Source organism: Weissella bombi (genome assembly GCF_900094835.1).
Classification (GTDB): domain Bacteria; phylum Bacillota; class Bacilli; order Lactobacillales; family Lactobacillaceae; genus Weissella; species Weissella bombi.
In genome coordinates this window covers 42,314-67,503 of the sequence record NZ_FMAO01000006.1, presented here as the reverse complement: position 1 = coordinate 67,503, position 25,190 = coordinate 42,314, and the positions used below count along the sequence as shown (strand labels likewise).

General features: G+C 37.3%; 26 protein-coding genes and 1 other annotated feature. Of the genes, 1 reads left to right on the top strand and 25 read right to left on the bottom strand.

Annotation, left to right across the window (positions count from 1 at the left end; genetic code table 11):
* Window positions 1-66: 66 nt before the first annotated feature.
* The 25 genes from GA0061074_RS05315 to rplU all read right to left on the bottom strand — a co-directional run bounded on the left by GA0061074_RS05315 (window position 67) and on the right by rplU (window position 23,064).
* A complete protein-coding gene (locus GA0061074_RS05315; protein WP_092462584.1) occupies window positions 67-342 on the bottom strand; it encodes a hypothetical protein in 276 nt (91 codons plus the stop codon).
* A gap of 359 nt (window positions 343-701) precedes the next feature.
* Window positions 702-1,991: a replication-associated recombination protein A gene (locus tag GA0061074_RS05310; protein ID WP_092462582.1), complete on the bottom strand. Its 1,290-nt coding sequence runs from the start codon at window positions 1,989-1,991 to the stop codon at window positions 702-704.
* 24 nt (window positions 1,992-2,015) lie between these two features.
* Entirely contained in the window at window positions 2,016-2,462 is a 447-nt protein-coding gene (locus GA0061074_RS05305; protein ID WP_240005866.1) for a YueI family protein, read from the bottom strand.
* A 215-nt stretch (window positions 2,463-2,677) separates the two neighbouring features.
* Window positions 2,678-4,249 (bottom strand): peptide chain release factor 3, encoded by a 1,572-nt coding sequence (locus tag GA0061074_RS05300; protein WP_092462580.1) that lies wholly within the window; start codon window positions 4,247-4,249, stop codon window positions 2,678-2,680.
* Window positions 4,250-4,422: 173 nt separating this feature from the next.
* On the bottom strand, window positions 4,423-4,977 hold the full coding sequence (ntdP, locus tag GA0061074_RS05295; protein WP_092462577.1) for a nucleoside tri-diphosphate phosphatase: 555 nt from the start codon (window positions 4,975-4,977) through the stop codon (window positions 4,423-4,425).
* Window positions 4,978-5,057: 80 nt separating this feature from the next.
* Entirely contained in the window at window positions 5,058-5,852 is a 795-nt protein-coding gene (locus tag GA0061074_RS05290) for a RecX family transcriptional regulator (RefSeq protein ID WP_240005867.1), read from the bottom strand.
* Between the two features lie 95 nt (window positions 5,853-5,947).
* Window positions 5,948-6,622, bottom strand: coding sequence for a phosphate signaling complex protein PhoU (phoU, locus tag GA0061074_RS05285; protein WP_092462572.1), 675 nt, complete (start codon window positions 6,620-6,622; stop codon window positions 5,948-5,950).
* 47 nt (window positions 6,623-6,669) lie between these two features.
* Window positions 6,670-7,428 carry a phosphate ABC transporter ATP-binding protein PstB gene (pstB, locus tag GA0061074_RS05280; protein WP_092462569.1) on the bottom strand — a complete coding sequence of 253 codons (759 nt, stop codon included), beginning with the start codon at window positions 7,426-7,428 and terminating at the stop codon, window positions 6,670-6,672.
* A gap of 13 nt (window positions 7,429-7,441) precedes the next feature.
* A complete protein-coding gene (pstB, locus tag GA0061074_RS05275; protein WP_371851054.1) occupies window positions 7,442-8,206 on the bottom strand; it encodes a phosphate ABC transporter ATP-binding protein PstB in 765 nt (254 codons plus the stop codon).
* 83 nt (window positions 8,207-8,289) lie between these two features.
* Window positions 8,290-9,183, bottom strand: a complete 894-nt coding sequence (gene pstA / locus GA0061074_RS05270) for a phosphate ABC transporter permease PstA (RefSeq protein WP_092462565.1) — start codon at window positions 9,181-9,183, stop codon at window positions 8,290-8,292.
* A 1-nt stretch (window position 9,184) separates the two neighbouring features.
* A complete protein-coding gene (gene pstC / locus GA0061074_RS05265) occupies window positions 9,185-10,102 on the bottom strand; it encodes a phosphate ABC transporter permease subunit PstC (protein ID WP_092462563.1) in 918 nt (305 codons plus the stop codon).
* 11 nt (window positions 10,103-10,113) lie between these two features.
* Window positions 10,114-10,986, bottom strand: coding sequence for a phosphate ABC transporter substrate-binding protein PstS family protein (locus GA0061074_RS05260; protein ID WP_092462561.1), 873 nt, complete (start codon window positions 10,984-10,986; stop codon window positions 10,114-10,116).
* Between the two features lie 98 nt (window positions 10,987-11,084).
* Entirely contained in the window at window positions 11,085-12,227 is a 1,143-nt protein-coding gene (locus tag GA0061074_RS05255; RefSeq protein ID WP_092462559.1) for a hypothetical protein, read from the bottom strand.
* Window positions 12,228-12,337: 110 nt separating this feature from the next.
* Window positions 12,338-13,114 carry a TIGR01457 family HAD-type hydrolase gene (locus GA0061074_RS05250; RefSeq protein WP_092462557.1) on the bottom strand — a complete coding sequence of 259 codons (777 nt, stop codon included), beginning with the start codon at window positions 13,112-13,114 and terminating at the stop codon, window positions 12,338-12,340.
* 9 nt (window positions 13,115-13,123) lie between these two features.
* Window positions 13,124-13,816: a YutD family protein gene (locus tag GA0061074_RS05245; RefSeq protein WP_092462555.1), complete on the bottom strand. Its 693-nt coding sequence runs from the start codon at window positions 13,814-13,816 to the stop codon at window positions 13,124-13,126.
* A gap of 21 nt (window positions 13,817-13,837) precedes the next feature.
* Window positions 13,838-15,214 (bottom strand): bifunctional metallophosphatase/5'-nucleotidase, encoded by a 1,377-nt coding sequence (locus GA0061074_RS05240; protein ID WP_092462553.1) that lies wholly within the window; start codon window positions 15,212-15,214, stop codon window positions 13,838-13,840.
* 3 nt (window positions 15,215-15,217) lie between these two features.
* Entirely contained in the window at window positions 15,218-15,838 is a 621-nt protein-coding gene (locus GA0061074_RS05235; protein WP_092462551.1) for a metallophosphatase, read from the bottom strand.
* 15 nt (window positions 15,839-15,853) lie between these two features.
* Entirely contained in the window at window positions 15,854-16,303 is a 450-nt protein-coding gene (locus tag GA0061074_RS05230; protein ID WP_092462549.1) for a phosphoesterase, read from the bottom strand.
* Between the two features lies 1 nt (window position 16,304).
* A complete protein-coding gene (locus GA0061074_RS05225; protein WP_341853153.1) occupies window positions 16,305-17,402 on the bottom strand; it encodes a M24 family metallopeptidase in 1,098 nt (365 codons plus the stop codon).
* A gap of 39 nt (window positions 17,403-17,441) precedes the next feature.
* The gene (menC, locus tag GA0061074_RS05220) at window positions 17,442-18,554 is read right to left on the bottom strand and encodes an o-succinylbenzoate synthase (RefSeq protein WP_240005868.1); all 1,113 of its coding nucleotides are present in this window, start codon (window positions 18,552-18,554) and stop codon (window positions 17,442-17,444) included.
* A gap of 23 nt (window positions 18,555-18,577) precedes the next feature.
* Window positions 18,578-19,384 carry a 2-succinyl-6-hydroxy-2,4-cyclohexadiene-1-carboxylate synthase gene (gene menH / locus GA0061074_RS05215; protein WP_092462543.1) on the bottom strand — a complete coding sequence of 269 codons (807 nt, stop codon included), beginning with the start codon at window positions 19,382-19,384 and terminating at the stop codon, window positions 18,578-18,580.
* On the bottom strand, window positions 19,381-21,060 hold the full coding sequence (gene menD / locus GA0061074_RS05210) for a 2-succinyl-5-enolpyruvyl-6-hydroxy-3-cyclohexene-1-carboxylic-acid synthase (RefSeq protein ID WP_092462542.1): 1,680 nt from the start codon (window positions 21,058-21,060) through the stop codon (window positions 19,381-19,383). The genes menH and menD overlap by 4 nt, the downstream gene beginning before the upstream one ends.
* Window positions 21,053-22,231: an isochorismate synthase gene (locus tag GA0061074_RS05205; RefSeq protein WP_240005869.1), complete on the bottom strand. Its 1,179-nt coding sequence runs from the start codon at window positions 22,229-22,231 to the stop codon at window positions 21,053-21,055. Before GA0061074_RS05205 ends, menD begins: the two co-directional genes overlap by 8 nt.
* A gap of 193 nt (window positions 22,232-22,424) precedes the next feature.
* Window positions 22,425-22,736 carry a 50S ribosomal protein L27 gene (gene rpmA / locus GA0061074_RS05200; protein ID WP_042491643.1) on the bottom strand — a complete coding sequence of 104 codons (312 nt, stop codon included), beginning with the start codon at window positions 22,734-22,736 and terminating at the stop codon, window positions 22,425-22,427.
* A 25-nt stretch (window positions 22,737-22,761) separates the two neighbouring features.
* Complete coding sequence (rplU, locus tag GA0061074_RS05195) at window positions 22,762-23,064, bottom strand: 50S ribosomal protein L21 (RefSeq protein ID WP_042491645.1); 303 nt, start codon at window positions 23,062-23,064, stop codon at window positions 22,762-22,764.
* Window positions 23,065-23,093: 29 nt separating this feature from the next.
* Window positions 23,094-23,169 (bottom strand) — a sequence feature (ribosomal protein L21 leader region).
* Between the two features lie 221 nt (window positions 23,170-23,390).
* On the opposite strand from rplU, the gene GA0061074_RS05190 reads away from it, so the two are divergent.
* Complete coding sequence (locus GA0061074_RS05190) at window positions 23,391-25,190, top strand: hypothetical protein (RefSeq protein WP_092462538.1); 1,800 nt, start codon at window positions 23,391-23,393, stop codon at window positions 25,188-25,190.

Genomic DNA, 25,190 nt, shown 5'->3' with positions numbered 1-25,190 from the left:
TATAACGTATTTTATATATTTTTTCACAAATTTGCATGCAAAACTTTAAAAACAATATATATTAATTTATTTAAATAAAAGACGAACCACCACAATGGACAATACAGTTGTCATTAAAGTACCTAAAATAACAAATAATCCACCTGGTAATGGGGCACCTTTGGTCATAACAGCACTAATAATTAAGAGTACGGCATCAATACTAAATATCCAGCCAAACCACTGGGCAGGTTGCTTCGCTGCCTTTGCCGGTATCCCTAAAAATCCTTTTTTATGCATTAATAAATAGACACCTAAACCACCAATAACAATAGCAAATAAAAGATATAAACTGATAATCATAATTAAGTTCCTTTTTTCTAGCATTTATAAAAAATCGCCCACCCTCGATAGAATATCGAACATGGACGACTAACATTATTAATTATCACAACGATAATTAATAATAATGGACACTTGCTTGGCGCCGTTAGTAAATTCAACTGAGTTGGCTCCGATTAAAGGTAAGTGGGTGAATAAGTCCGCTTTTACAACTACTGAGTGAAACAGCATGTTATAGCGGCATCCCGACATCCCCGAGCTAATTGGTTGTAAAGCAACTACAGAAATGTAGAATTACGCGTACGCCCAAGGAATCCATCTATTCTTTTATTATACTAATAAATGAGTAAAATTAAAGACTTGACATATTAGGATACCTTTTAACGTTTTTTCAAACCATTTTGTTGTGCTTGACGTAATTTAGCATATTGCTCTTTGTATGCTTGTTCAACCTTCGAATTACCAGTTGGCTTAAAATACGAAGCACCAACTAATTTATCAGGTAAGTACTGCTGTGGTACCCAATCACCAGGATGACCGTGTGGATAAACATAATCAACCCCGTGTCCTAACTTCTTTGCACCTGAATAGTGTGCATCTTTTAGATGATCCGGTACATCACCAGTACCACCCTTTCTTACACGCGCAATCGCCTCATCAACCGCTGATATTGCAGAATTTGATTTTGGTGACAGCGCCAATTCAATGACTGCGTTGGCTAACGGAATTCGCGCTTCCGGAAAACCTAATTGTTGTGCAGTTTGAACAGCCATAACAGCTCTCTGCACCACCGCTGGATTTGCTAAGCCAATATCTTCATAGGCGATAACTTGTAATCGTCGCGCAATGATTGGCAGGTCTCCCGCCTCAATTAAACGTGCTAAGTAATGTAATGCAGCATCTGTATCGCTACCACGAATTGATTTTTGAAGGGCTGAAATGACATTATAATGACCATCACCATCTTTATCAGCAGTAACTGCCTTACGCTGGATAGTTTCCTCAACAATTGCTAGCGTAATATGCACAGCTCCATCATCACTAGGCTTAGTTGATCTAACCGCTAGTTCAAGACCATTTAACGCCGAACGTAAATCACCATTCGTTGCGTATACTAACTGTTTACGTGCATCATCATCCAAAGTGACTTTAAAATCACCCAAACCACGCTCTTTATCTGTTAGAGCTCGGTCAATTGCAATTTGCATGTCATCTTCTGATAATGGCTTAACTTCAAAAATTTGTGTTCGTGAACGAATAGCGGGTAATATTGATAAATAAGGATTTTCAGTGGTTGCACCAATTAGAACGATATTACCGCTTTCCAAATGTGGCAATAAAAAATCTTGTTTTGTTTTATCTAAGCGATGAATTTCATCTAATAACAAAATGACCGTTCCTGACATCTTCGCTTCATCAGCGACCATCTGCAAATCTTTTTTACTATCAGTTGCTGCATTTAGTATACGAAAAGCATACTTCGTTGATCCGGCAATCGCACTAGCGATACTAGTTTTACCCGTTCCAGGTGGTCCATATAAAATCATCGATGATAACATTTTAGCTGTTACCATGCGATTAATAATCTTACCTTCACCGACTAAATGTTGTTGACCAACAACTTCTGAAATTGTGCGTGGACGCATGCGATAAGCTAATGGTTGCTGCATTTCGCAAGACCTCCCTTCAATTACTTAAAACAACTTTTTATACCATGGCTTTTTTGTCTCTGATTCTGGCTTTTGGGTTGACTGTGTTTGTTGACTAATCAATTCATTAATATCTACTATATCTTGATGTACAGCAAATTTTGCAGCCAACACTACCATAACATCCGAATGATTATAGACTTCGTCTGTTTTCAGTGTGAATCGTAATTTATATCGTGATGCCAACTTAATAAACTTATCAAGCGTGTCACGATCTAAATGACCATTTAAATATAAAGTTGCTTCTGGATATTTTGAGAATTGTTTTTCCCATGCTTGCATATATTGACTTTCACCAACATGTTCACGCGTCTGTAACGCGTATACACGTTCACGAAAGTTTCCCAAATAATGATTTTGCTCATCGGGATTAACTTGGGGTGTCCCATACAGTCCTGCCTGGACATGTGGATCCATTGATTGTTTGTCCATCAAAAAACACTCCTTTATAATAGTTAGTTAATTTTAACATAATCAAATCATGCCTACAATTCACCGATTATACACTTCCTCCACTAACCTGTTAAGAGTAATTTCTCCATAAAAAAACACTTACAATTACACCGACTTGTTGGTCGGTATAACCATAAGCGTTGTAACTAGTCTCATAATATGGGCTACAAAATAAATGACTAGCAATATTTACCTTATAATTTCGCTTCCAATTTTACATCTGGATACTTATTAGCAAACCAGCGTTCAGCAAATTGGTTCTCAAACAAAAATACTGGATTTTCATGACGGTCACGTACTAACAAGTTACGTGATGATGCCATTCGTGGATCAAGTTGTTCTGCATCAATCCAACGCGCAATTTTTGAACCCATTGGTTCTAGCGTTACTTCAGTATTATACTCGTTTTCCATTCTAAACTGGAAAACTTCGAACTGCAAAGCACCCACTGCACCAATGATATAATCACCCGAATCCCAAGCAGTATACATCTGAATAGTACCTTCTTGTACTAACTGTGTTACTCCTTTATGGAACGACTTTTGCTTCAAAACATTCTTAGCATGCACACGCATAAATAATTCAGGCGTAAATGTTGGCAACTCTTCAAATGTTACTTCATGTTTACCAGCGTAAATCGTATCTCCAATTTGGAAGTTACCAGTATCATAAATACCAATAATATCACCTGGATAAGCTTTTTCAACATTTTCACGTGTATCAGCCATAAACTGGGTTACATTTGATAAACGAATCTTCTTCTTAGTACGTTGTAACGTTACATCCATACCACGTTCAAATTCACCTGAAACAATACGCAAAAAAGCAATGCGATCACGATGATTAGGGTTCATATTAGCTTGAATCTTAAAAACAAAACCACTAAATTGCTCATCAGTTGGTACTACTGTATCACCCGAAATCGTCTTCTTAGGAGCTGGTGCTGGGGCAAATTGCATATAAGTCTGCAAAAATGTTTCAATACCAAATCCCTGCAAGGCTGATCCGAAGAATACTGGTGTTAGCTCACCACGCATCACCGCAGCTTCATCAAATGCATTACCTGCATCCTGTAACATCTCAATTTCATCTCGAGTTTCATCCCACAATGAATCTTCTTGAATTGGGTTAGGGTTAACTAGGTCAACGCCGGCTTCATTAAGTGGCAAAAAGCGTTCTGCTTCGCTAGCTGGACGGTAAACTTCAACATTATTGTGATAACGATCAAATAAACCAGCTAAAATCTTTCCTGAACCAATTGGCCAGTTCATCGGATATGCATTGATACCTAATGTACTTTCCAATTCGTCAACTAAGTCCAACGGTTCACGACCATCACGATCAAGCTTATTAAAGAACGTAAAAATTGGAATGTGGCGCTCACTAACAATCTCAAATAACTTTTTAGTTTGTGGTTCAATACCCTTTGCAGAATCAACCACCATAATAACTGAATCAACGGCCATCAATGTTCGGTATGTATCTTCCGAGAAATCCTCGTGTCCTGGGGTATCCAAAATATTAATTCGCTTACCATCAAAATCAAATTGTAATACTGATGATGTAACCGAAATACCACGTTTTTGTTCAATTTCCATCCAGTCAGATTTTGCAAAATTTCCTTTGCGACCCTTGACTGTACCAGCTTCACGAACAACTCCTCCAAGCTTTAATAGTTGCTCTGTAATCGTCGTCTTACCAGCATCCGGATGAGAAATAATAGCAAATGTACGCCGTGTTTGCGTTTCTTCTTTTAGTGAAGCCATAATTTATCGTCCTTTTATTTTCTTTTTTATTTTAATTTCATTTTAAACAACTTAACAATTCAGTATAACTAATATTATCAATTGTTTCAATAGTCCTAAACCGCGGTTTAAACGTTATTAATAACAAAAAAAGATTACTTATCCAGTAATCTTTTCTGCTTATTTTATGACGACTATTGTCGACTATTCCGCCGCTTTATTTCTAAATAACGTCGGTACCACAAGTCAATATATGCATCGGAAAATGGCCCTTGCTGGTTATTAATCCAATCAACAAGGATTTTAACATGTTCACGCACAATATAGTCAACATCTGCCGGATAACGCCAGTGCGCTTTATGTAATTCGTATTCGTCTGTATCCAACAAACGCTTCTCACCATTTGGAAAGACTTTCACATCCAAATCGTAATCAACATATTTTAACGCTTCCTTGTCCAAAACAAATGGTGACGCTAAGTTACAATAATATGAAACACCATTATCTCTAATCATTGCAACAATATTGAACCAATATTTACGATGAAAATAAACAATTGCCGGTTCACGTGTTACCCAACGTCGTCCATCATCTTCAGTAACTAACGTATGGTCGTTCAACCCAATAATTGCATTTTCACTCGTCTTAAGCACCATTGTATCTCGCCAAGTTCGATGTAAACTGCCATCATGCTTGTAGCTCTTAATAGTCACAAAGTCGCCTTCACGAGGTAGTCGACTATCTTTCATTATCTTGAGCTTTCTGTATTTTCCAGTAATATTTTTCCTATTACATTGTATCACGCAAACCGGCAAAAAACACTGCAAACTTAATCACGTTGTCGCAACCATTTATCAACTAAATTTAAATCATACCCCTTACGATATAATGTTGATTTGACCTTCTGCTTAAATTCCCAACCACTATAATCAGCGTAACGATTAGCAGCAATTGATGCATCGCGATCTAAATTATCCCATTCTAATGTTTCATCCGTTGTCTCATTTAATCGATAGTCCTGAATTGCCTGTTTAATTAAATTTAAATCAAAACCTTGCTGTAACAGTTTTTGTTGCGTTTTTTGTTCAGCCATAAATTTTGAGTAGCGCGCATTTTTTTCTAACAAGCTAGCAACCCGTGTTGTTAAAGCGGCTATTTGATCATCTAATTCATATGCAACTAGCGCATCCTCAATAATGAATTGATCAATACCTGCTTGTTGTAACTTAAACTGTACCCCTCTAGGTCCTAATTTTCCTGCCGATTTAGCTTGATCAACATATGTTTGCGCATATGCTTCATCATCAATAACGTGATCGTCATTCAAACGCTTTACAACTTCTTTAATTAAACTGGTTTCATAGCCCCGTTCTTTTAATTTACGACTGATTTGTTTACTGGTACGCATTTGACCGGTTGCATACACTAACGCTTGTGTATATGCCTTTTGACTAAATTCGGCTGCCTTAATTGTCTCAATTTCAGTTTCATCTAGCTCGGTCCCTTTAAATAGGTTATACGTAATCAACACTTTTTCATCAACAGCAAACGCATATTCATCGTCTAAATAAATGTTGTAACGTCCTGCCCGGCGTTGTTGTGTTACTTTCGTTACTGTTGGCATACTTTCCTCCATCCATACTCAGTCTTTTATTTATTTTAACTGAAATAATAAAAAACAGCGAACCCTCATTAAGGATTCACTGTTCAATTAAGTTTTTAAATGAATGAAGACGTTCCCGGATTTAATTCAACAATTTTACCCGTTCGCTTATAAATAATCCATTCTGCAATATCCGTCACGTAATCAGAGGTACGTTTTAGATAACCCGCAACTACTAAGTAATCTGTAGCTGCCGGAACTTGTTCTGGATCAGCTTCCATGGCTTCAATAGACATTTCACGGATATCACGAGTTACTTCTGAAATACTTGCAGCCACTTCTGAAATTGTTTCAGCAGCAACGGCATCATCGTTAACATAGTAATCCAAAACTTGTGAAACCATCTTAGCAACATTCGAACCAGTCTCGCCGATTGTTTTTTCAATTGCAGCGACACGCTTACTTCCTTTAACGTGAATAGTTGAAATTGCAATATTACGAGCATTATCACCAATTCGCTCTAATACAGAAACTGCTTTTAAAACTGTCATAATTTCACGTAAATCAGTTGTCACAGGTTGGTACAATGCAATCATCTCAAAAGATTTCTTTTCGATTGCAATTTCACGTTGATTAATAGCGCTATCACGATCAATAATCTCTTGAGCAAGAGTACGATTATGATCTAAAAATGCCTGCACTGATTCATCCAACGTTTCTGATACTAATAACCCCATCTCTTTAAAAGATGTATCCAAATCTGCTAGCTCATCATCAAAATATTGTCGCATTTCAATATTTCCTTTCCGTTTTTCTTTATCATACCCTAAATATCAATTTAACCAAAACGTCCAGAGATATAATCTTGTGTTTCTTGTTTTGCTGGATCCAAAAAGATTTTTTTCGTATTATCAAATTCGACCAAATCGCCATCCATAAAGAATGCCGTTTTATCTGAAATACGTGACGCCTGAGCCATTGAGTGGGTCACGATAATCATCGTTAACTGATTTCGTAACTGCATCATCGTATCTTCTACCTTACTTGCTGACATTGGGTCTAGGGCCGCAGTTGGCTCATCTAACAATAAAATTTCAGGGCTAGTTGCCAAGGCACGTGCAATTGAAACACGTTGCTGCTGACCACCTGACAATGACAAAGCAGATTTATGCAATGTATCTTTTACTTCATCCCAAATGGCTGCTTGCTTCAATGATTTTTCAACCGTTTCATCCAAAAAGCCTTTATCTTTATTTCCGGCCGTTCGCAATCCGAAAGCAACATTATCATAAATTGAAAATGGAAACGGATTAGGTTGTTGAAACACCATCCCGATTTTTTGTCGTAAATTAACTGTATCAGTATTTGGTGCATAAATATCTTGACCATTGAACATAAAGGTTCCATTGACCGTGACATTATCTGCTAAATCATGCATTCGATTTAATGCCCGTAAATATGTCGACTTTCCCGAACCTGAAGGCCCAATTAAAGCCGTAATATCATTTTTGTTAAATGAAAGATCAATACCATGGAGGGCTTCCTTTTTACCATAGTAAAGATGAACATTTTCAGTAACTAAAATTTTTTCTGTCATCTGTTGATCCCCTCTAACCAAAGTTTCCGTTTACATAATCAATCGTTAATTGCACCTTTGGTCGCGTGAATATCTTTCTTGTCAAGTCGTACTCGACTACCTCTCCCGTATGGAAAAAGGCTGTATAATCTGAAATACGACTTGCTTGTTGCATGTTATGCGTAACAATAATAATTGTGTAATGCTTCTTCAGTTCCATCAACGTATCTTCAATCTTAGCGGATGAAATTGGATCCAATGCTGAAGCTGGCTCATCCAATAGTAAAATATCCGGCTTCATAGCAATAGCACGCGCAATAACCAAACGTTGTTGCTGACCACCTGATAGTGACAAGGCTGATTTTTTCAAATCATCTTTAACCTCATCCCATAAAGCCGCTTGTTTCAATGAAGTTTCCACAATTTCAGCTAATTTGGCCTTATCGTGCAAACCATGTTGTTTTAGCGCAAACGTTATATTATCACTAATTGACTTTGCAAATGGATTAGGTCGTTGAAACACCATCCCAATATGTTTACGCATTTCATAAACATCAATATCATGCGAATTAATATCCAAACCACGATACATAATCTGGCCGTCGACAGTTGCTACGTCATCATTCATACGATTCAAAGAACGTAAAAATGTTGATTTACCAGATCCCGATGCGCCAATTAATGATGTTATTTTAAATCGTTCAAATGATAAATCCGCATTCTTTAAAGCCACATTATTACCATACGATACTTGTAAATCTTTGGTATACAATGCAATTTCATGCTTGTCATTATCCATTTGATAAATATGACGATCAGGTTGTGAACCCGTTAAATTTAAAGACCCTTGTAAATTAGCCGTCATCACGACCCTCCTCTTTTCTATTTTGTTGCCGTTAGATGCTTATACAAAACGCTACTCAAAAAGCGTGCTAAGAAATTAAACAACAAAACAGCGATAATTAAGACTGCCGAAGCTCCTGCAGAAACAGCAGCGGCATCGGGCATGATTCCTTCTGAATTAACCTTCCAAATATGCACAGCCAATGTCTCGGCTGGACGCATAATATTTAATGGACTAGCTGTATTAAATGGGTTCCAATCACCAAAATCTAATGCTGGTGCTGATTGACCAGCTGTATAAATCAAAGCGGCCGCTTCACCAAACACACGTCCCGCTGACAACACAACCCCCGTTACGATTGAAGGAACAGCAGCTGGTAAAATAATATGACCAACTGTTTCCCAACGTGACAATCCTAAAGCAGCCCCTGCTTCACGTTGTAAATCCGGAATACTACGTAATGAATCTTCAACAGAACGTGTCAACAATGGTAGGTTAAAGAAAGTTAGAGCAATCGCTCCTGATAGGATTGAAAAGCCTAATTTAAACTGAACAACAAATAACAAGAAACCAAACAATCCAACAACAACTGACGGTAATGATGACAAAATTTCAATTGCCGTACGTGTTAAACGAATAAATTGGTTCTTTTGATTAGCATACTCATGTAGATAAATTCCTGCTCCCAATGCAATCGGAAACGAAATAATCATAGTAATAATCAATAGATAAAAGGAGTTAAATAATTGAACACCGATTCCACCGCCTGCCGTAAATGCTGATGAAGGCGATGTTAAAAAGTGCCATGACAAGTGTGGTACACCTTGAACTAAAATATATCCCACTAAAGCAGCCAGTACTAATATTACAAAACCAGCAATGGAATATAACATAATACTTGCTAACTTATCACTTTGTTTTGGGTTTAACATTTTAAATCGCTCCCTTCTTTGCAATTGCTCTAATGATGATATTAAAGACAAGTGACATCAACAACAAAATCAAAGCTAAGCTCCAAAGAACGTTGTTTTCTAATGATCCCATAACAGTATTTCCAATACCTTGTGTCAAAATTGATGTCAACGTTGAAGCAGGTGACGTTAAGTCTTTCGGCATCAACGATGCATTACCAATTACCATTTGTACAGCCAAAGCCTCACCAAAGGCACGAGCCATTCCAAAAACAACGGCCGTTAAAATTCCTGGTGTTGCAGAACGCAAGATTACCTTGTAAATTGTCTGCCAACGTGTAGCTCCTAATGCTAACGCTGATTCACGATAATGACGTGGTACTGATTTTAAGGTATCAACCGTCATTGATGTAACCGTTGGCAAAATCATAACGAATAGCACCATTGCTCCGGCTAAAATACCAAATCCTGAGCCACCAAATAGAAAACGCAACGTCGGAACAATAACAGACAAACCAATAAATCCGTAAACAACAGATGGAATTCCAACCAATAATTCTGTAACTGGTCCTAATATTTTAGCACCACGTTTTGGTGAAATCTCAGTCATAAAAACAGCTGTTCCTATTGCAAACGGCGTTGCAATCAAAGCTGCCAAGAATGTCACCAAAAATGATCCTGTAATCATTGGTAGTGCACCCGTTAGTGGTTTACCATGTGCATCTGTTTGACCAGGTGCCCAATTTTTACCTGACAGAAAATCCCAAAGGTTTACTTTGTTACTAAAGAATGTAGCAAGCCCTTTTGAAGCAACAAACCAGAAAATCGAAACAACAACAATAACGATCAACAATAGTGCTGAAAAAGTAAGCACACGGCCAAATTGATCTTTTTTGCTTGCCTTTGATTTTTTTAATAATGATTCTCGAATTAAATCCATGGCCTAACTCCTTAGTTTACTTTGCTTAACTTACCTGCTTCATTACGTTCAACCTGCATATCATGAATTGATATATATCCTAATTGCGGAACCAAAGTTTGCTGAATACGTTTTGAATCAATGTATGATAAGAATTCTTTTACTTTACCTGTTGGTTGACCATTCGTATAAATATGTTCATACGACCAAATTGGCCAGTCACCATTAATAACGTTCTTGTTAGTTGCTGCAACACCATCAAGTGTTGGTGCTACCACTGAATCATCTAAATAAGCAAATGATGCATATGATATTGCGCCTGGTGTGCTGCTAACGATCGAACGAACCATCCCCGAAGAATCTTGTTCTTGTGCTGACGCAGACTTTGCACCCTGCAAGCCCCATTTTTCAAAGGTTGCACGAGTTCCTGAACCGGCAGCACGGTTAACTAGAACAATCGGCATGTCAGTACCACCAACTTCGCGCCAATTAGTAATCTTTTTCGTAAAGATATCGATTAATTGTTTTTGTGTTAACTGTTTGACATTAGCTTGTTTATTAATCATTGGTGCAATACCAACAACACTCACACGATGATCAACTAATTTTTTAGGATTGATGCCGTCTTTTTCACCAGCAAACATATCTGAATTACCTAAATCAACTGCGCCCGTTTGTACTTGTGCTAAACCTGTTCCAGTTCCACCACCTTGAACGTTGACATGAACACCCAAATTGTTATTAGCAAACTCTTCTCCAGCTGCTTCAACAAGTGGTTGCAACGCCGTCGACCCAACCGCAGTGATGTTAACATCACTGTTTTTCTGTCGCGTTGTGTACCCAAACGTTAACAGGCCGCCAGCAATAATAATAATTACTGCGCTTATTAACCAATTGCGTTTCATTCGTGAACGCCTCCTAAACTTCTTTTCAATTACTATTGTTTTATTATGACTAATATTTGTAAATGTGAAACCTGTTTTGTGTAAATTTTTTCTTTACATTAATAATTTTGCCAAACAATTGTCCAACATTGACGTCGACAACTAATGACTTTTCCCTGACAAATCACCTTTAACGTTTTACTCGGTTGTACCGCCATACCATCGTTCGTTAAGCGAATTTTTACAGAACGGTTTGGTTCATTAATCGTAAAATTTCGTTGTCCAACAAGTGGTAATTGTGGTTGTGCCGTAATAATTAAACAATAATCAATAATTTTGCCGCCAATTAGCCAAGTTAATAATCCCGTTAAAACTGGTTGCCAATCACACTGCCACTTCAAACAGCCAAAATCACCAGTTACAGGGAATGGTTCTGACCAAAGCATCTCTTGAATTGCGGTAATAGATTGCGTTAAATACGCTTGATACATTAATCGTCGATAAATCATACGCCAACGATAATCTGTCTCCCATGTTAAATTAAACATTCGCCAGAAATAAGTCCATTTTTGTTTTTGTTGTTGGAATAATAGTTTAAAATTTTGGGTTTCTAAACATAGTTTATCATATGCTTTATATTCTATATGATGATTTAATACCTTTTTTTGACCGTTACTTATCAAATTAGCATTATCGGTAACAATTACTTTCAATTGTAACTTGTCTATCGTCGTTAACATTAAACGATAGCCCAACCATTGCTTAGCTTCAACATCACGTAATTCAATTATCATAAGTTGTATTTTGGTTGACAAAATACATATCCGTACGCGGCATCCTAAATGATATTCTTCTACATTTGTCCACAAAAATGATTTTTGCTCGTCTAGCAATTGATGCGCAATCAATATTCGTTTCACTGCTACTGGTACTTGTAATTCACCCACATAACTTGTTCGTTCACACCATTCCGATTGACGATTAACATCTAACCACTCTTTATTACCAATCATCTGCAGTTTAACATACCAATTTTTCGACCACTCATATAGCCAAACCTGTGTTAGTAAATACCACTTTATTTTATCCTGATTACTAAATCCTTCATCAATAATTTTCAAAGTGCCACCTATTACTAAACTGTGAAGTTGACGTAATAGATTTTGGTTTAACTGGTTATCAGTCCAATCCAACCAACGCCCTAGATTTACACGATTAGCGTAAACATGTGAAGCTGTTAAACGTATGACTAATACTTTCATACTTATATCCTCAATATTATTTTATATTGATTATAAAGAGGATTACGGTAAAATAAAACGCCAGACACAGCTAATTTTTTACTAACTATCCTGACGATTCGTCTTTATTATTACTTGATTTGCCAATCATCCAGTGAATCCACCCAATGTGTAGGCTGTTGTTCTTCCTTTGCGACATCCGCTTTCTTCGAAACACCAGAATATACCAATAAAGTATCAATATCTGCGTTCAAGCCAGCTTTAATATCGGTATTATAATTGTCACCAACCATCAAAGCTTGACTACGCGTTATCTGTAATTTGTCCAATGCGCCTGTCATGATAATGTCCTGCGGTTTTCCAATCACAACTGGTGCTGGTTTCACAGCTGTTGCCAAAAATGAAACAACCGATCCTGCACCAGGTACTAAACCACGTTCGGTAGGTAAATTAGTATCAGGATTGGTTGCCACAAACTTAGCACCTTGTTGAATGGCTAAAGTTCCTTGAAGAATTTTCTCATATGTCACGTCACGGTCTAAACCAATTGCTACTGCATCAGCAGGTGCTTGCGACACTAATTCGAAGCCCTTTGCCAATAAAGCTTTTTCTAGCCCTTCTTCACCAATCATCAATACGCGATGAACATCATCAAATTTAGCCAAATAATCAGCTAAAGCCATACCTGATGTATAGACTTGATCAGCAGTTGTTGGAATTTGATGATTATTTGTCAAATTTTCTGCAACCGCTTCTGGCGTCTTAGTAGAATTATTCGTCACAAATAAATACTTTTGGTGACTATCAGCTAATCGCTGCACAAAACGTTGTCCACTCGGCATTTTTTCAGTACCTTTATAAATAGTACCGTCTAAATCAATTAAGTAACCATCGTAATGTTCTGTCATTGTCTTTTACTATCCTTTATCTTCATTTTTTGGTCGTTCACGAACCTGAAAGTGACGATGCTTTTTTGAACCAGTCGTTGCTACTGAATTAGAGCGTTTACCGACATGTTTTTCAGGTTGGTGAGCTGAATGCACCTTTTCTTTAATAACTGGTGTTTTCTTTCTTTTTTTATTGTCACGATGGTTCTGTGGTTTATTACCCTTATTACCTGCTTTATTTGGTGACTTACCACCCTGCTTATTATTAGCTTGCTTTTGCTTACTAACACCATTTTTATGCTGACGTCGACGTCTTTTAGGCTTTACATCTTCTTTTTCTTCTGCATCAATAACTTCATGCGGTGCTAAATTTTCTAGTACAAAGAATGGTGCACCAAAATTAGCTTGCTCATACAAAAAATCTTGTAATGCAGAGATTTGTTGGCTACGAGCAACACCTTTCGTACCATCCTTATAAAAGCCTTGCAAGCGTAATTGATCAGCAGCAATATCACCAACCAAATAATCATACTTCTCCAAAAAGTTACTGAAACGTGCTGCCATTTTTTGTTGGTCGTACGCTTCGCGATAATTTTTTACCAAGCGATAAGGCCGCTCATTAATAAAAATATCTTCTGGTGTTTCACCCGTCGTAATGGCGGTACTAGCTTGACGCTCAATAAATTGGGCGTCCGCTAACTCTTTCATTCGTTCTCGGTTCATTAATTTCTTCTCTCAATCACATTATGGTGCGAATTTTTTATGTAAATAATTGGCAAAATCTTCTCGCAAAACAGTATCATATGACATAGTATTTTGACCCATAATTTCAAAAGTTGGAAAATACGGAATAAAATAGTAATGATCTAAAGCGCCAATGGTGTAATGCGCTTCATAATCAATCGGCTGATTATGCACTAAAACATCCCCAGCGTCAGTTACCTCAATACCGTCCCAAACGACCGTGCCCCATAAATTACCGCGGAATCCCATACCTTTAACATGAGCACTCTGCAAGAAACGTTGATTTTTAATCACTTCTTGGACAAGACGCCATAAATCGGCGCCCTTTAAAATAGAACGCATTGGATGGACTGCATGTGGCAACAATGCATGTAAATCGTTTGCTGTTACAACACCAGCCGGTAAATCATGCAAAAACATCCCAGTTGACAGCATAGCAATATCCGTCTGTGTTCGTTCTTCTAACGCCGCCAACCCAAGATCAATCAACCTATGGTCAAAGTTCAAATCAATATGATAATCTTCTGGTAAATAGGCAACCACATTTTTTGTTAGTTGTTCTTCACCACTTGCCTGGTAGCCATTAATTTCTACCTCATCGTTACGCACTGCAGGTAAATCATCGGTCGTCAACGTTCGTGCTTGGATATTAAGCAATTTACCATCTTGTACTTCAAGATCAATTCGACCAATATGATCACCATAACGACCTGCTGCTGCGAGCATTGAATTCGCATGCTTTTCACCATACGCCAATAAATGATGCGTATGAGCACCAATAATCACTTGAAGTTCACTATAACGTTCTGCTAAATAGCGATCCATCTGTAATCCAAGATGTGACAACAAAACATTGATATCAGTCTTACCAGCTAATTGTGGCAATAACCTGGCCAAAGCATGATCAACATCTTCTGGCTGCCAACCTAATAGCGGGTATGTTAATTCAAAGGGAGCAGTAAATCCTAAGACACCAATTCGCGTTCCCTTTGGAGTAGTAATAATTTTATATGGTAATGCCCAGTCAGGCTGTTCTTGCGTCTGCTTATCTGTCATATTACCTAAAATAACTGAAAAATTAGCATGATCATATAAATGATTTAATTGTTCATGATTTAATCCCAAACCTTCATTATTACCAATTGTGACACCATCATAACCAATTTCATTCATTAAGTTAATATTAGCTTGACCATTGGTTGCCTCAGTTAAAGGATGTTGACGATCAATAAAATCACCAATATCAAACATCAAAACACTACGCTTATCACGGATCAATTGACGCTTACGTGTTAATAAATAACGGCGAATTTTAGGCCATCGTTCCAAATGTGAATGCAAATCATTGGTATGTAAAATTGATATTTTATCTGACATTTTTTACCTCCGTTTTGCAAAATCATCGTGTTTGCGTTGCATGATAGTGTCAATTTCTGTAAAGGTTAATGGGCTACCCCAAGTTGGTCGTTCTGCCACCGACAAATACTCTAAGTCAGCACTATCGACACCAACATTTATATTTTCAGGAATTGCCACCATATTATGATGAATATGACCGTGCAAATTAATGCTATTCTGACTTTTCCCAAAAATTAACGGATAGTGCGTTAAGAAAAACTGATGATGGTTTGCTTTCACAATACAACCCACATCTTCAAACGCATACTTAACCTGACCGTCACTTAACATTGGATTGTGGTTATTTAAATATTTAAACAATGAGCGTGAATCATGATTACCCTTAATTAGGGTAATATGACCATTAAGCTGTTCTAAAATTTCTGCCACTAATTCATTGGCATGTCTTTCAGGACGTACATGATTCATCATGGCTACATCTCCCAAATGATAAACCCGATCATGTTCAGTCACGCGTTCATTCCACGCTGCAATTAATCCCGCATGTTCATCATGGAGGTTATCGTACGGTCTTGGTGAAAAATGAAGACTAGTTAATAAGTCTTCATGATAAAAATGTGTATCTGCCGTAAAAAAATCCATCATCAACCTCGTTTCTTAACGTAATTTACCCTGGGCATAACTATTTAACCAACGCACTAATTGGTCAAAATTATCAGGAAATTCATTGTACCCAACAATTATTCGAGGCTCTTGGTCAGTCATTTTGATTGTTAAACCCCACTCTTCAACTGGACCAACTGGTTCTTTGGCGTAATCATCAGCCCAGTCTGCAGTAATCGCAAGTAGCTGACGTTCAACATTTGGCCATTGAAAAGTAATGTTTTGCCAAACATCCGAAAATGGCCGCAAATCTTTATCAATCGTAATCTGCAATCGATTTTTTTGCGAAAAATCAAATTTTTCGTCAGTCATATCCATAATATCTAAATCTAATTTTGCAGGCGCATTAACATAAAAGGCATGGTCATCCTTTTTTTTAGCATAAATATAATCAAAACCTGTTTCCAAATTTCCTTGATAAAAAGTTAAATATTCTAATCCCATATTATTTATCAATCACAATTAAATCAGTTGTGATCCCTTCAGTTAAGTTTTCGAAGCCATCAGCCGTCACAATAACATCATCTTCAATGCGGACACCACCAACGTTTGTTAAGTAAATTCCTGGTTCAATCGTTAGAATCATGCCTGCTTTAACCTGATCTTCTGCCGGCGCATTAACCGACAAAATTGGTCCTTCATGAATATCCAAGCCAACACCATGACCTGTTGAATGTGTATATTGCTCACCATAACCAGCATCCGTAATAATATCACGAGCAATTTTATCAAGCTGGCTAACTGCAACACCATCTTTAACCGCTGCAATCGTTGCTTTTTGTGCTTCTAAAGTAACGTCATAAATTTCTTGTAATTGATCATCAAGTGAACCAAACGCAATCGTACGCGTAATGTCTGACGTGTAACCATCAACATAGTAACCAAAATCAATGGTTACTAGTTCACCCTTTTCAATAGGCTTATCTGAGTATGTACCATGTGGTAAAGCACCACGGTAACCCGAAGCAACAATTGTATCGAATGATGGCTTATCAGCCCCATGTTGTTTCATTTTATAATCTAATAAGTTAGCAACATCGCGCTCAGTCATGCCGACATGTAGTTCTGATAACATATCATTAAATCCTGCCACTGCTACCTGGGCTGAACGACGAAGTTTTTCTAGCTCGGTTTCATCTTTAATCTCACGCAATGCTTCTATCAAATCTGGGACAGGCGCAATATCCGTACCAACAAAATTTTCATCAATATAGTCAAAATCTCTAAATGGCATTGAATCCTCAAAACCTAATTTATCAATCTTAAAACGACGAGCAGCTGCCATCGCAACACCCCAATAATTACGCGTCACTAATAACTCAACACCTTCTGGCAATCGATCACGATAGGCATCCTCATAACGTGAATCTGTAATCAAAGCAGCTTGATTAGAACCAACTAAGACAAGTCCATCCCCTGTACCACCAGTAAATCCAGTTAAGTACGCCATGTTCATACCATCAGCAACTAACAAACCATCAATTTTTAATGGTGTAAACACTTGTCGTACATTTTCAATTCTAGTTGTCATCTTTGTCCTCATTTCTATCCTAGTTTCATTATAACAAATTGTAACACTTGCCTATTGGTAAACAATTGGTTCGTGTATTAAACATTGTTTAATGGCCTGCCAATTTAAAGTAACGCCAATGCCATCCTGCAACGGTACTGGTAAATAGCCTTTCTTTACATAAGGTAAATTAGTCGCAATATCAGTCTCATAATAATGATCAAACTGTGCACTATCTGCCGGAATCGTATTCGCACCTGGCAAACTCGCCAAAATTAAATCAACCGCACGTCCTAAACCGGTACCTAACATGCCACCAATCCATGGTGTCATTTGTGCTTGATTAGCTAAACTAATCGCTTCTTTAGTCTGCGTAATACCCCCAAGTTTTCCCTGCTTAAGCGTTAATGCCGCTGTTGTTCGATTAGCAATCGCTTTTTTCACATCAGCAATGTCATTTAACGACTCATCCAAGCTTAACTTTAACCGTGTTAGTGCAGCTTGTCCACGCTGATGTTCTAACCATGCCGTCTCTGCATACGGTTGTTCAATGAGTGCCAACCCTGCTTCATCCAATAACTGTAAATCGGCTAATTTATCCCCACGCCAAGCAGCATTAGCATCTAATGAAAACATTTGATTTGGAAAAGCCTTTACCAACGCTGCGACTGTTTGTAAATCTGTCGTTTGATTAATTTTAATTTTTATCCGCTGATAACCTTGAGCAATTGCATCCAAAACTAATTGTTTCGTGGTCTCCCAATTTTCTTGTATTCCAATTGCTTGGCCGACTGCCACCTTATCTGTTTGACCACCTAACAATGCTGCTAAAGGTTGATGCATCTGCTTACCATATGCATCCCAAAGTGCCATTTCAATAGCAGATTTAGCAAACGATAACGGTGTTTTTGTTGCTAACCAATTTGCACCATCTTCTGGTCTAGCAAATATTTGTCCTATCAACAACTGACTTAAATTTTGTACCACTGCTAAAGATTGGTCATGTGTTTCATTCGCATATTGATTATCAGCAAATGATTGCACTTCGCCATAACCGACAACACCATTTGTTAATTGCATTGCAATCAAGGTAATTGGTCGTTGCTTAGTTGTCCCGTGAGCTGTCTTGAATGGCGCTTTTAGCGTCAATATTAATGGATAAAGCGTAATTTTCTGAATTTTCACTACAACAACCTCCAATAATGATATTAATCAGCTACTAAATGATTGAGAATATCCGTCACAAGCGCAGTTTGTTCAAAATGTACATTGTGCCCTGCGTTCACTACTTGGTGCCACGTTACTTGTGGTAATCTCTGCTTCATTTTTTGATTAATCATTGTAAATTTTTGATCATTCATCCCTGTTATTAATACAACCGGTACGTGAATCATTGTCAGTTGTCCCCAAAAATTAGGCATAGCTCCTGTCCCAAAATAGTATAAGGAGTTTGCAACGTTTTCAGCAGATTGACTAACCCGCTGCTCATGCATAAATTTTTGCTTTTCAATTGGTAACTGACGTTGGCTATTAAACAGTGGTAACTTTTCCCATTCGTCAATAAATTTCGCCATACCAAGAGCAACAACACGGGCCGCTTTTTTATTATCCGCAATAATACGTTTTTGTCGTAGGCCTTGCGTTGCTAGTCCTGCCGTACCACCCTCTAAAACAAGGTTATTAATTCGTTTAGGGAACCTTGTTGCATAGGTTAACGCTAATCTGGCACCCATTGAATAACCAACTAAGTTAACACTTTTCACCCCTAATTGATTCAATAGCTCATTCAAATCATTAATCTGTGCGTGCCATCTAAAGCGTTGAGCTGGTTGAACAACCTGCGCATTTGGACCAAAACCTAATAAATTTAAATAGATTCGTGTTCCTTGAGGTTTAACTTGCTGATATTCAGCCATGCTTCCCATAAAGCCATGCATAAATAACCATGTGGGTTGTCCCGAACCCTCAATCATAACTTCATATTGATAATTATTTACGATAATCGTTTTGTTCACAATAAAGCCTCTTTAATTGCTTGTGTCAGCTTGTCATGAGCAATGACATTTTGCTCACGATTACTCTTAACTTCAATAATTCGTAAACGTGTTGCAGGTCTATGAACTAACTCATATAACGTATTTAGATCATCCACTTGCTTATATTCTGCATCATAAAGTCGAGCTACACGCTCAATCACAATTGGAAGTGGCGTACCAAACATTGGCTCAAAATAAGCTTTTGCAGATGCTTGTGGTAGGAAAGAAAAAATTCCACCACCCTGATTGTTAACTACTACAATTGTCAATGGTGCATGCGCCTGATGGCTCAACATTAGACCATTCATGTCATGGAACAAAGTCAAATCACCAGTTAATAATGTCGTTGGCTTTCCTGTCATCGCCATACCAAAAGCTGATGAAATAGTACCATCAATTCCGTTAGCACCACGGTTAGCTGCAATTCGTACTGGGTGATTAGGCACATAGTAATTATCCATATCACGGATTGGCATTGAATTTGCAATAAACAATTGACCATTTTCAGGCAAATTTGCTAACGCAGCTGGAATTTGATATTCCGCACTTTGATCGTCCATTTTTGCAACTAAATTTAGTAATGTTGCTGATACTTTCTGCCATTGTTCCAAAAATGTAGATTTTTTAACACCTGGTTCAGCAAGTAAGTCTGCAACCACCGCATCAGCATCAGCAATCACTGTTGTATGAGCATGACGTGCATGATCATGTCCTGCATGTTCTTGACCAATTTGGACCACTGGAATTTTAGCATCACGTAACCAGGCTGTTACTTTAGCTGAAACTGGTGTACCACCAAAACGAATAACTATTTCTGGTTTTAGTTCGTCTTTTATAACATCTGCTGCTAACAAACTATCAATCCCACTAATCGCATATTCACTAGGTCTGAAATTGCTCAATACATCTGCTAAAACTGGTAATTGATAATGAGCTGCTAATTGTTTGAACTTATCAATATCCCAACCGATTTCATCCGGTCCCAATAACATCATTGCTTTGGGCTTACGTAACAAAGCTGCTAAAGCTTGCACGTTTTGCCAACTCATGCGCTGTTGTCCCACCAAAATTTGTTGTGTTGCTACTGTTGGCCATGCTTCACCTAACATTGGCATTAAAGGCTTACGTAACGGTAAGTTAATTTGAATTGGGCCAGCCGGCTTAGTCATCGTCAACCCAACTAACTCTTGTACCCGGTAATCAATATAATCCGTAACATCTTCATGGTCATCCTGTACAGATATTGTCGTAAAAGCTTTTGTATGTTCACCATATAAGTTTTCTTGATGAACCGTTTGTGGTGCTCCTATTTGTTGCAATTCTTGTGGACGATCGGTTGTTAGCGCAATTAATGGAATATGTGAAATACTTGCTTCCATAATTGCTGGCAAATAGTTTCCTGTTGCTGTTCCAGACGTTGCTAACAAAGCAACCGGTTGATGCATTGTTTTAGCAATTCCTAAAGCAAAAAAAGCAGCTGAACGTTCATCCACATCTACTGTAACGCGTACGTCATTGCGCACTTGCTGCATTTCTGCTAACAATAATGCAACAGGTGTTGTTCTTGAACCTGGCGATACAACGAAGTCATGAACTCCTTGTAATACAAGTGCGGTTAGTAAATGTTTAATATTAGTTGTTAAACTATCAGTCATGTAATGTTTGCTCCTTTAATACATTCATCATTGGTAATAATTTTAGGCCAGTCTCTTGATACTCCATCTGGGCATCAGAACCAGCTAAAATGCCAGCACCAGCAAATAAATTCACCATATTATTGCGATACCACATTGCCCGAATACCAACAATAAATTCACCATCACCGTCTGTCGTCATCACACCAACAGGCCCGCTAAATAATCCACGTGGATACTTTTCGATACTTGAAATAACAGACAAGGCCCATTCTCTTGGCTTACCACCTAAAGCAGGCGTTGGATGCAACTGCTTCACAATTCCTAACAAATTATTATCATCCGTTAGTTTACCCGTAATTGGCGTATACAAATGTTGTACTTGTGGATTCTTTAAAATTTGAGGTGTAGTCGGGAATTTTAAATCTGTAATATTAGCTGCCTGCAAATTTGCTTTGATTGTTTCGACAACGGTTTGATGTTCAATTCGATTTTTTTGGTCGTGCCATAATTCATCAGCCAATTTTTCATCATCAGACCGATTTTCACCACGTTTAATCGTACCCGCTACTGCAGCAGTCGCTACTTGACCATGAGCAACTTTAACCAATCGTTCCGGTGTTGCTGAAATAAATAGTTCACCACAATGTTTTAAAACAAAATGATAACTAGTTGGTTGGGTTTCCTGTAAACTTTTAATTAACTTGCCTTCATTTAAAGCCGACGACAATGTAATTTGTCGTTGACGTCCCAAAACAACTTTTTCATGCACTGAATTTTGTTGCATATCATCAATAGCAGCCTGAATTCTGGTAGGCCAATCTGTTTCATCTTTTGTCGTCAAAACTTCTGCACCACTTGGTTGTGTCTGGCGAACTAGATCAATATTTTGGCCAATTATTTCTTGTTTGACAACATCATAAACAACGGCCGGTTGAAAAAAATAACCATTCATCAATTCAGAATCATCAATTTGTTGATCATCAAACGCAAAGCCACCAAAAATTGGTTGTGGATTTGTTTGTTGTACTTTAACTAACCAATCTTGCACTTGGTCAAATGAACCGCCAATTAACTCGGCCTGCTTTCCAAATCCATAGTACTTAGTTTTTCCATCTGATGACGCAAAATACACCGCGTCATTTGCTAATTCAAATGACCATTGTAATTTTTCTTCAGTCGCAAACGTCACAATGCTACCTCCCTTATTTGATGTGTTTCATGTTTTTTATTTATTTATAACGTCTTTTTTACAATTTTTTTCATACTTATAGTATACAATACAGCTTAAATATACACTTGTTTTTGCTAATAAAAATTCAGCAAGAACAACATAAACAAAAAAAGACTTACTAATTAAATTAGTAAGTCTTTTTAACAGCTAATTACTTAGCAATAATTTCTTTGTATTCTTCACGAGATACAACTGATACTTGGCGCTTGTCACGGCCCATACGACCGAACTTTACAACACCATCAGTCAAAGCAAACAATGTATCATCGTTACCGCGCCCAACGTTCACACCTGGGTAGATGTGAGTACCACGTTGACGGTAAATGATTGATCCAGCTTTGATGTCTTGTCCGTCGGCACGCTTTGTACCTAGACGACGACCAGCTGAGTCACGACCGTTGGCTGATGAACCACCACCTTTGTGGTGAGCAAGCATCGTCAAGTTATTCAAATTTAATTGCATGATTTAAATCCTCCTATCCGATGGCTTAGGCAATTGAGTCAATGACAACCTTAGTATAAGGTTGGCGGTGACCTTGCTTAGCATGTGAGTGCTTCTTTGGCTTGTACTTGAAAGTAACAACTTTCTTTTCCTTACCTTGCTTCTCAACAGTTCCTGAAACAGTAACACCTTCAACATAAGGTGCACCTAATTTGCCATCAGCGAAGACAACTTTGTCAAAGACAACCTTGTCACCTTCTGCGGCGTCCATCTTTTCGACGTAAATTACGTCACCAGCAGAAACTTTGTATTGCTTTCCACCGTTCTCAATGATTGCATATGATGCCATGAGTCTGTAGACCTCCATAAAAAATTTTTGTAAAAACTTAGACTCACCAATACCCGCGGATCAAAATAATCACTTAATACAGGTCATGAGTGGTTGCAGTTTGTGAGATACCACAAACACAACATAAGATATTATAACCTAATGGCCAATGAAATTCAATCATAACATCGTAATTCATGGTATTAATATTTTTAATAATGCAGATGCTAAATAACCACATTAAGATTGCTTTTTAGCAGTTACATTCTCAAAACATTTTATTTTGTAACAAAATAAACTAGATTTATGTGCTATATTGTAATCAAATAATATTTTAGAGGATTATCATGAAAAAACATGTGAAACCAATATTTATCTTTTTAGTAGTTGCCATTTTTATTACTAGTCCGATTATATTAAATAAAACACCCGTCTTAGGTGTCGATGGGTACTTCCATTATGGTCGTCTATACGAAAGTGCAATGCAAATTAAACATTTAAACTTTTCAATGCTTAATTTATATTCATTCCAGCAATCCGGACGAATTGTCAATGCATTATATAGTCCCTTTCTAACCTACTTGTTGAGCATCATTTTATTAGTAGCCGGTTCTTGGTTAAAGTTTCAAATTATTATCAATATTTTAGTCTTATTTTTAGCCGGTTTAACAACCTACTATGTATCGACAAAAATTGGCTTTAATAAAAGTATAAGTATCGGTTTAGGCGTTATTTATTTAGCTTCCAATGCTATCGGATCTTTTCTTATTGTATCAGGTTGGCGATCAATTGGCTTGGCACTATTACCTTTAATTATTTTACCAATGATTGACATGTTACAAGGCAATGTTAAATTCAAAAATGCAATATTGCTAGCATTAGCTGTTAGCTTACAAGTTCAAGGACACCTGTTGAGTGCGTCATTTGCAATTCCTGTACTAATTGCGCCATTCATTATCGGTTTTATCAAAACCCAACACAAGATTGCAATGGTTAAGTATTTAATAACTGCCATTTTTACGGCAATTATTTTATGCTTAAATACCATCTTACCCTACATACAAATAGCAGGTCATAATACACTAGTTCCACCAACTTCAATTGATGTAACAGCCAACATTTTTAATCCATTTAATTTTCTATCAACTAGTGGTGTACCACTGCTTGGGAATCACATTTCAATAGTTGAAAACATTCTAGCTATTTTAGCTATTATTGGTCTAGGAATAATTATTTTATTTTGGAAACGTTTAAGTATCCTCAGCAGAATTCTGATTATTTCCGGTCTCGTCTACTTTACATTAGGTAGTGATTTAACACCTTGGTCATCAATTCAAGCACATTTGCCACAAATAATGAATTTCCTACAATTCTCGTTTCGATTTACATTGGTTGGTGAAATATTCATCCTATTAGGTACAACACTAGCTATTAAAGAATTAGTAACAACCGTTACCTTCAATGTAAATACTACTATGACATTTATTGTGACAATATTGGCAATAGCTAGCACTATCAGTCTAACTGGATCCGTATCAAACAACGTCATTATGAATACAAAAAATACAACAACACTTGCCCAAAGTGGTGCTATTAATCAAAAGGACTTAATATTGCATCCAATAAACGGGCACCCTGTTAATACTGTTGTTGATCTTATGCCGGCTTGGCACAATAAGGATTTAAGCCAGTTTATAAATACAGTTGATCGTACAACACCAGATTATTTACCGATTAATAAAGTTAATCATTATTTAGACTACTATAATTTATACACTGCTCAAGTTTCAGAAAAACATAGCCTCTTTACAAAGAAAGTCCTAACTCATGGCGTGCTAAGTATTTCTTGGCATCAAAACCAACGACATGATATTGAAATACCTGCTTTTGTCTATGAAAATACACAGGTACGATTTAATCACCAGCAATTAAAAGCAGCCACAATTGCCAAAACAGCAATTGGCACGATAAAGGTCCATGGCATTAAAGGTTACAATGAACTTACTTTACAATATGAATCAACTAAACTATCGACGTTATTAATTATATTCTCTGACTTGAGCTGGTTATTCTTAATAGTTTTCTTATTATCGATTACACTTCGCACGAAAAAATTAAATACTTACAATATTGATACGACAAAATAA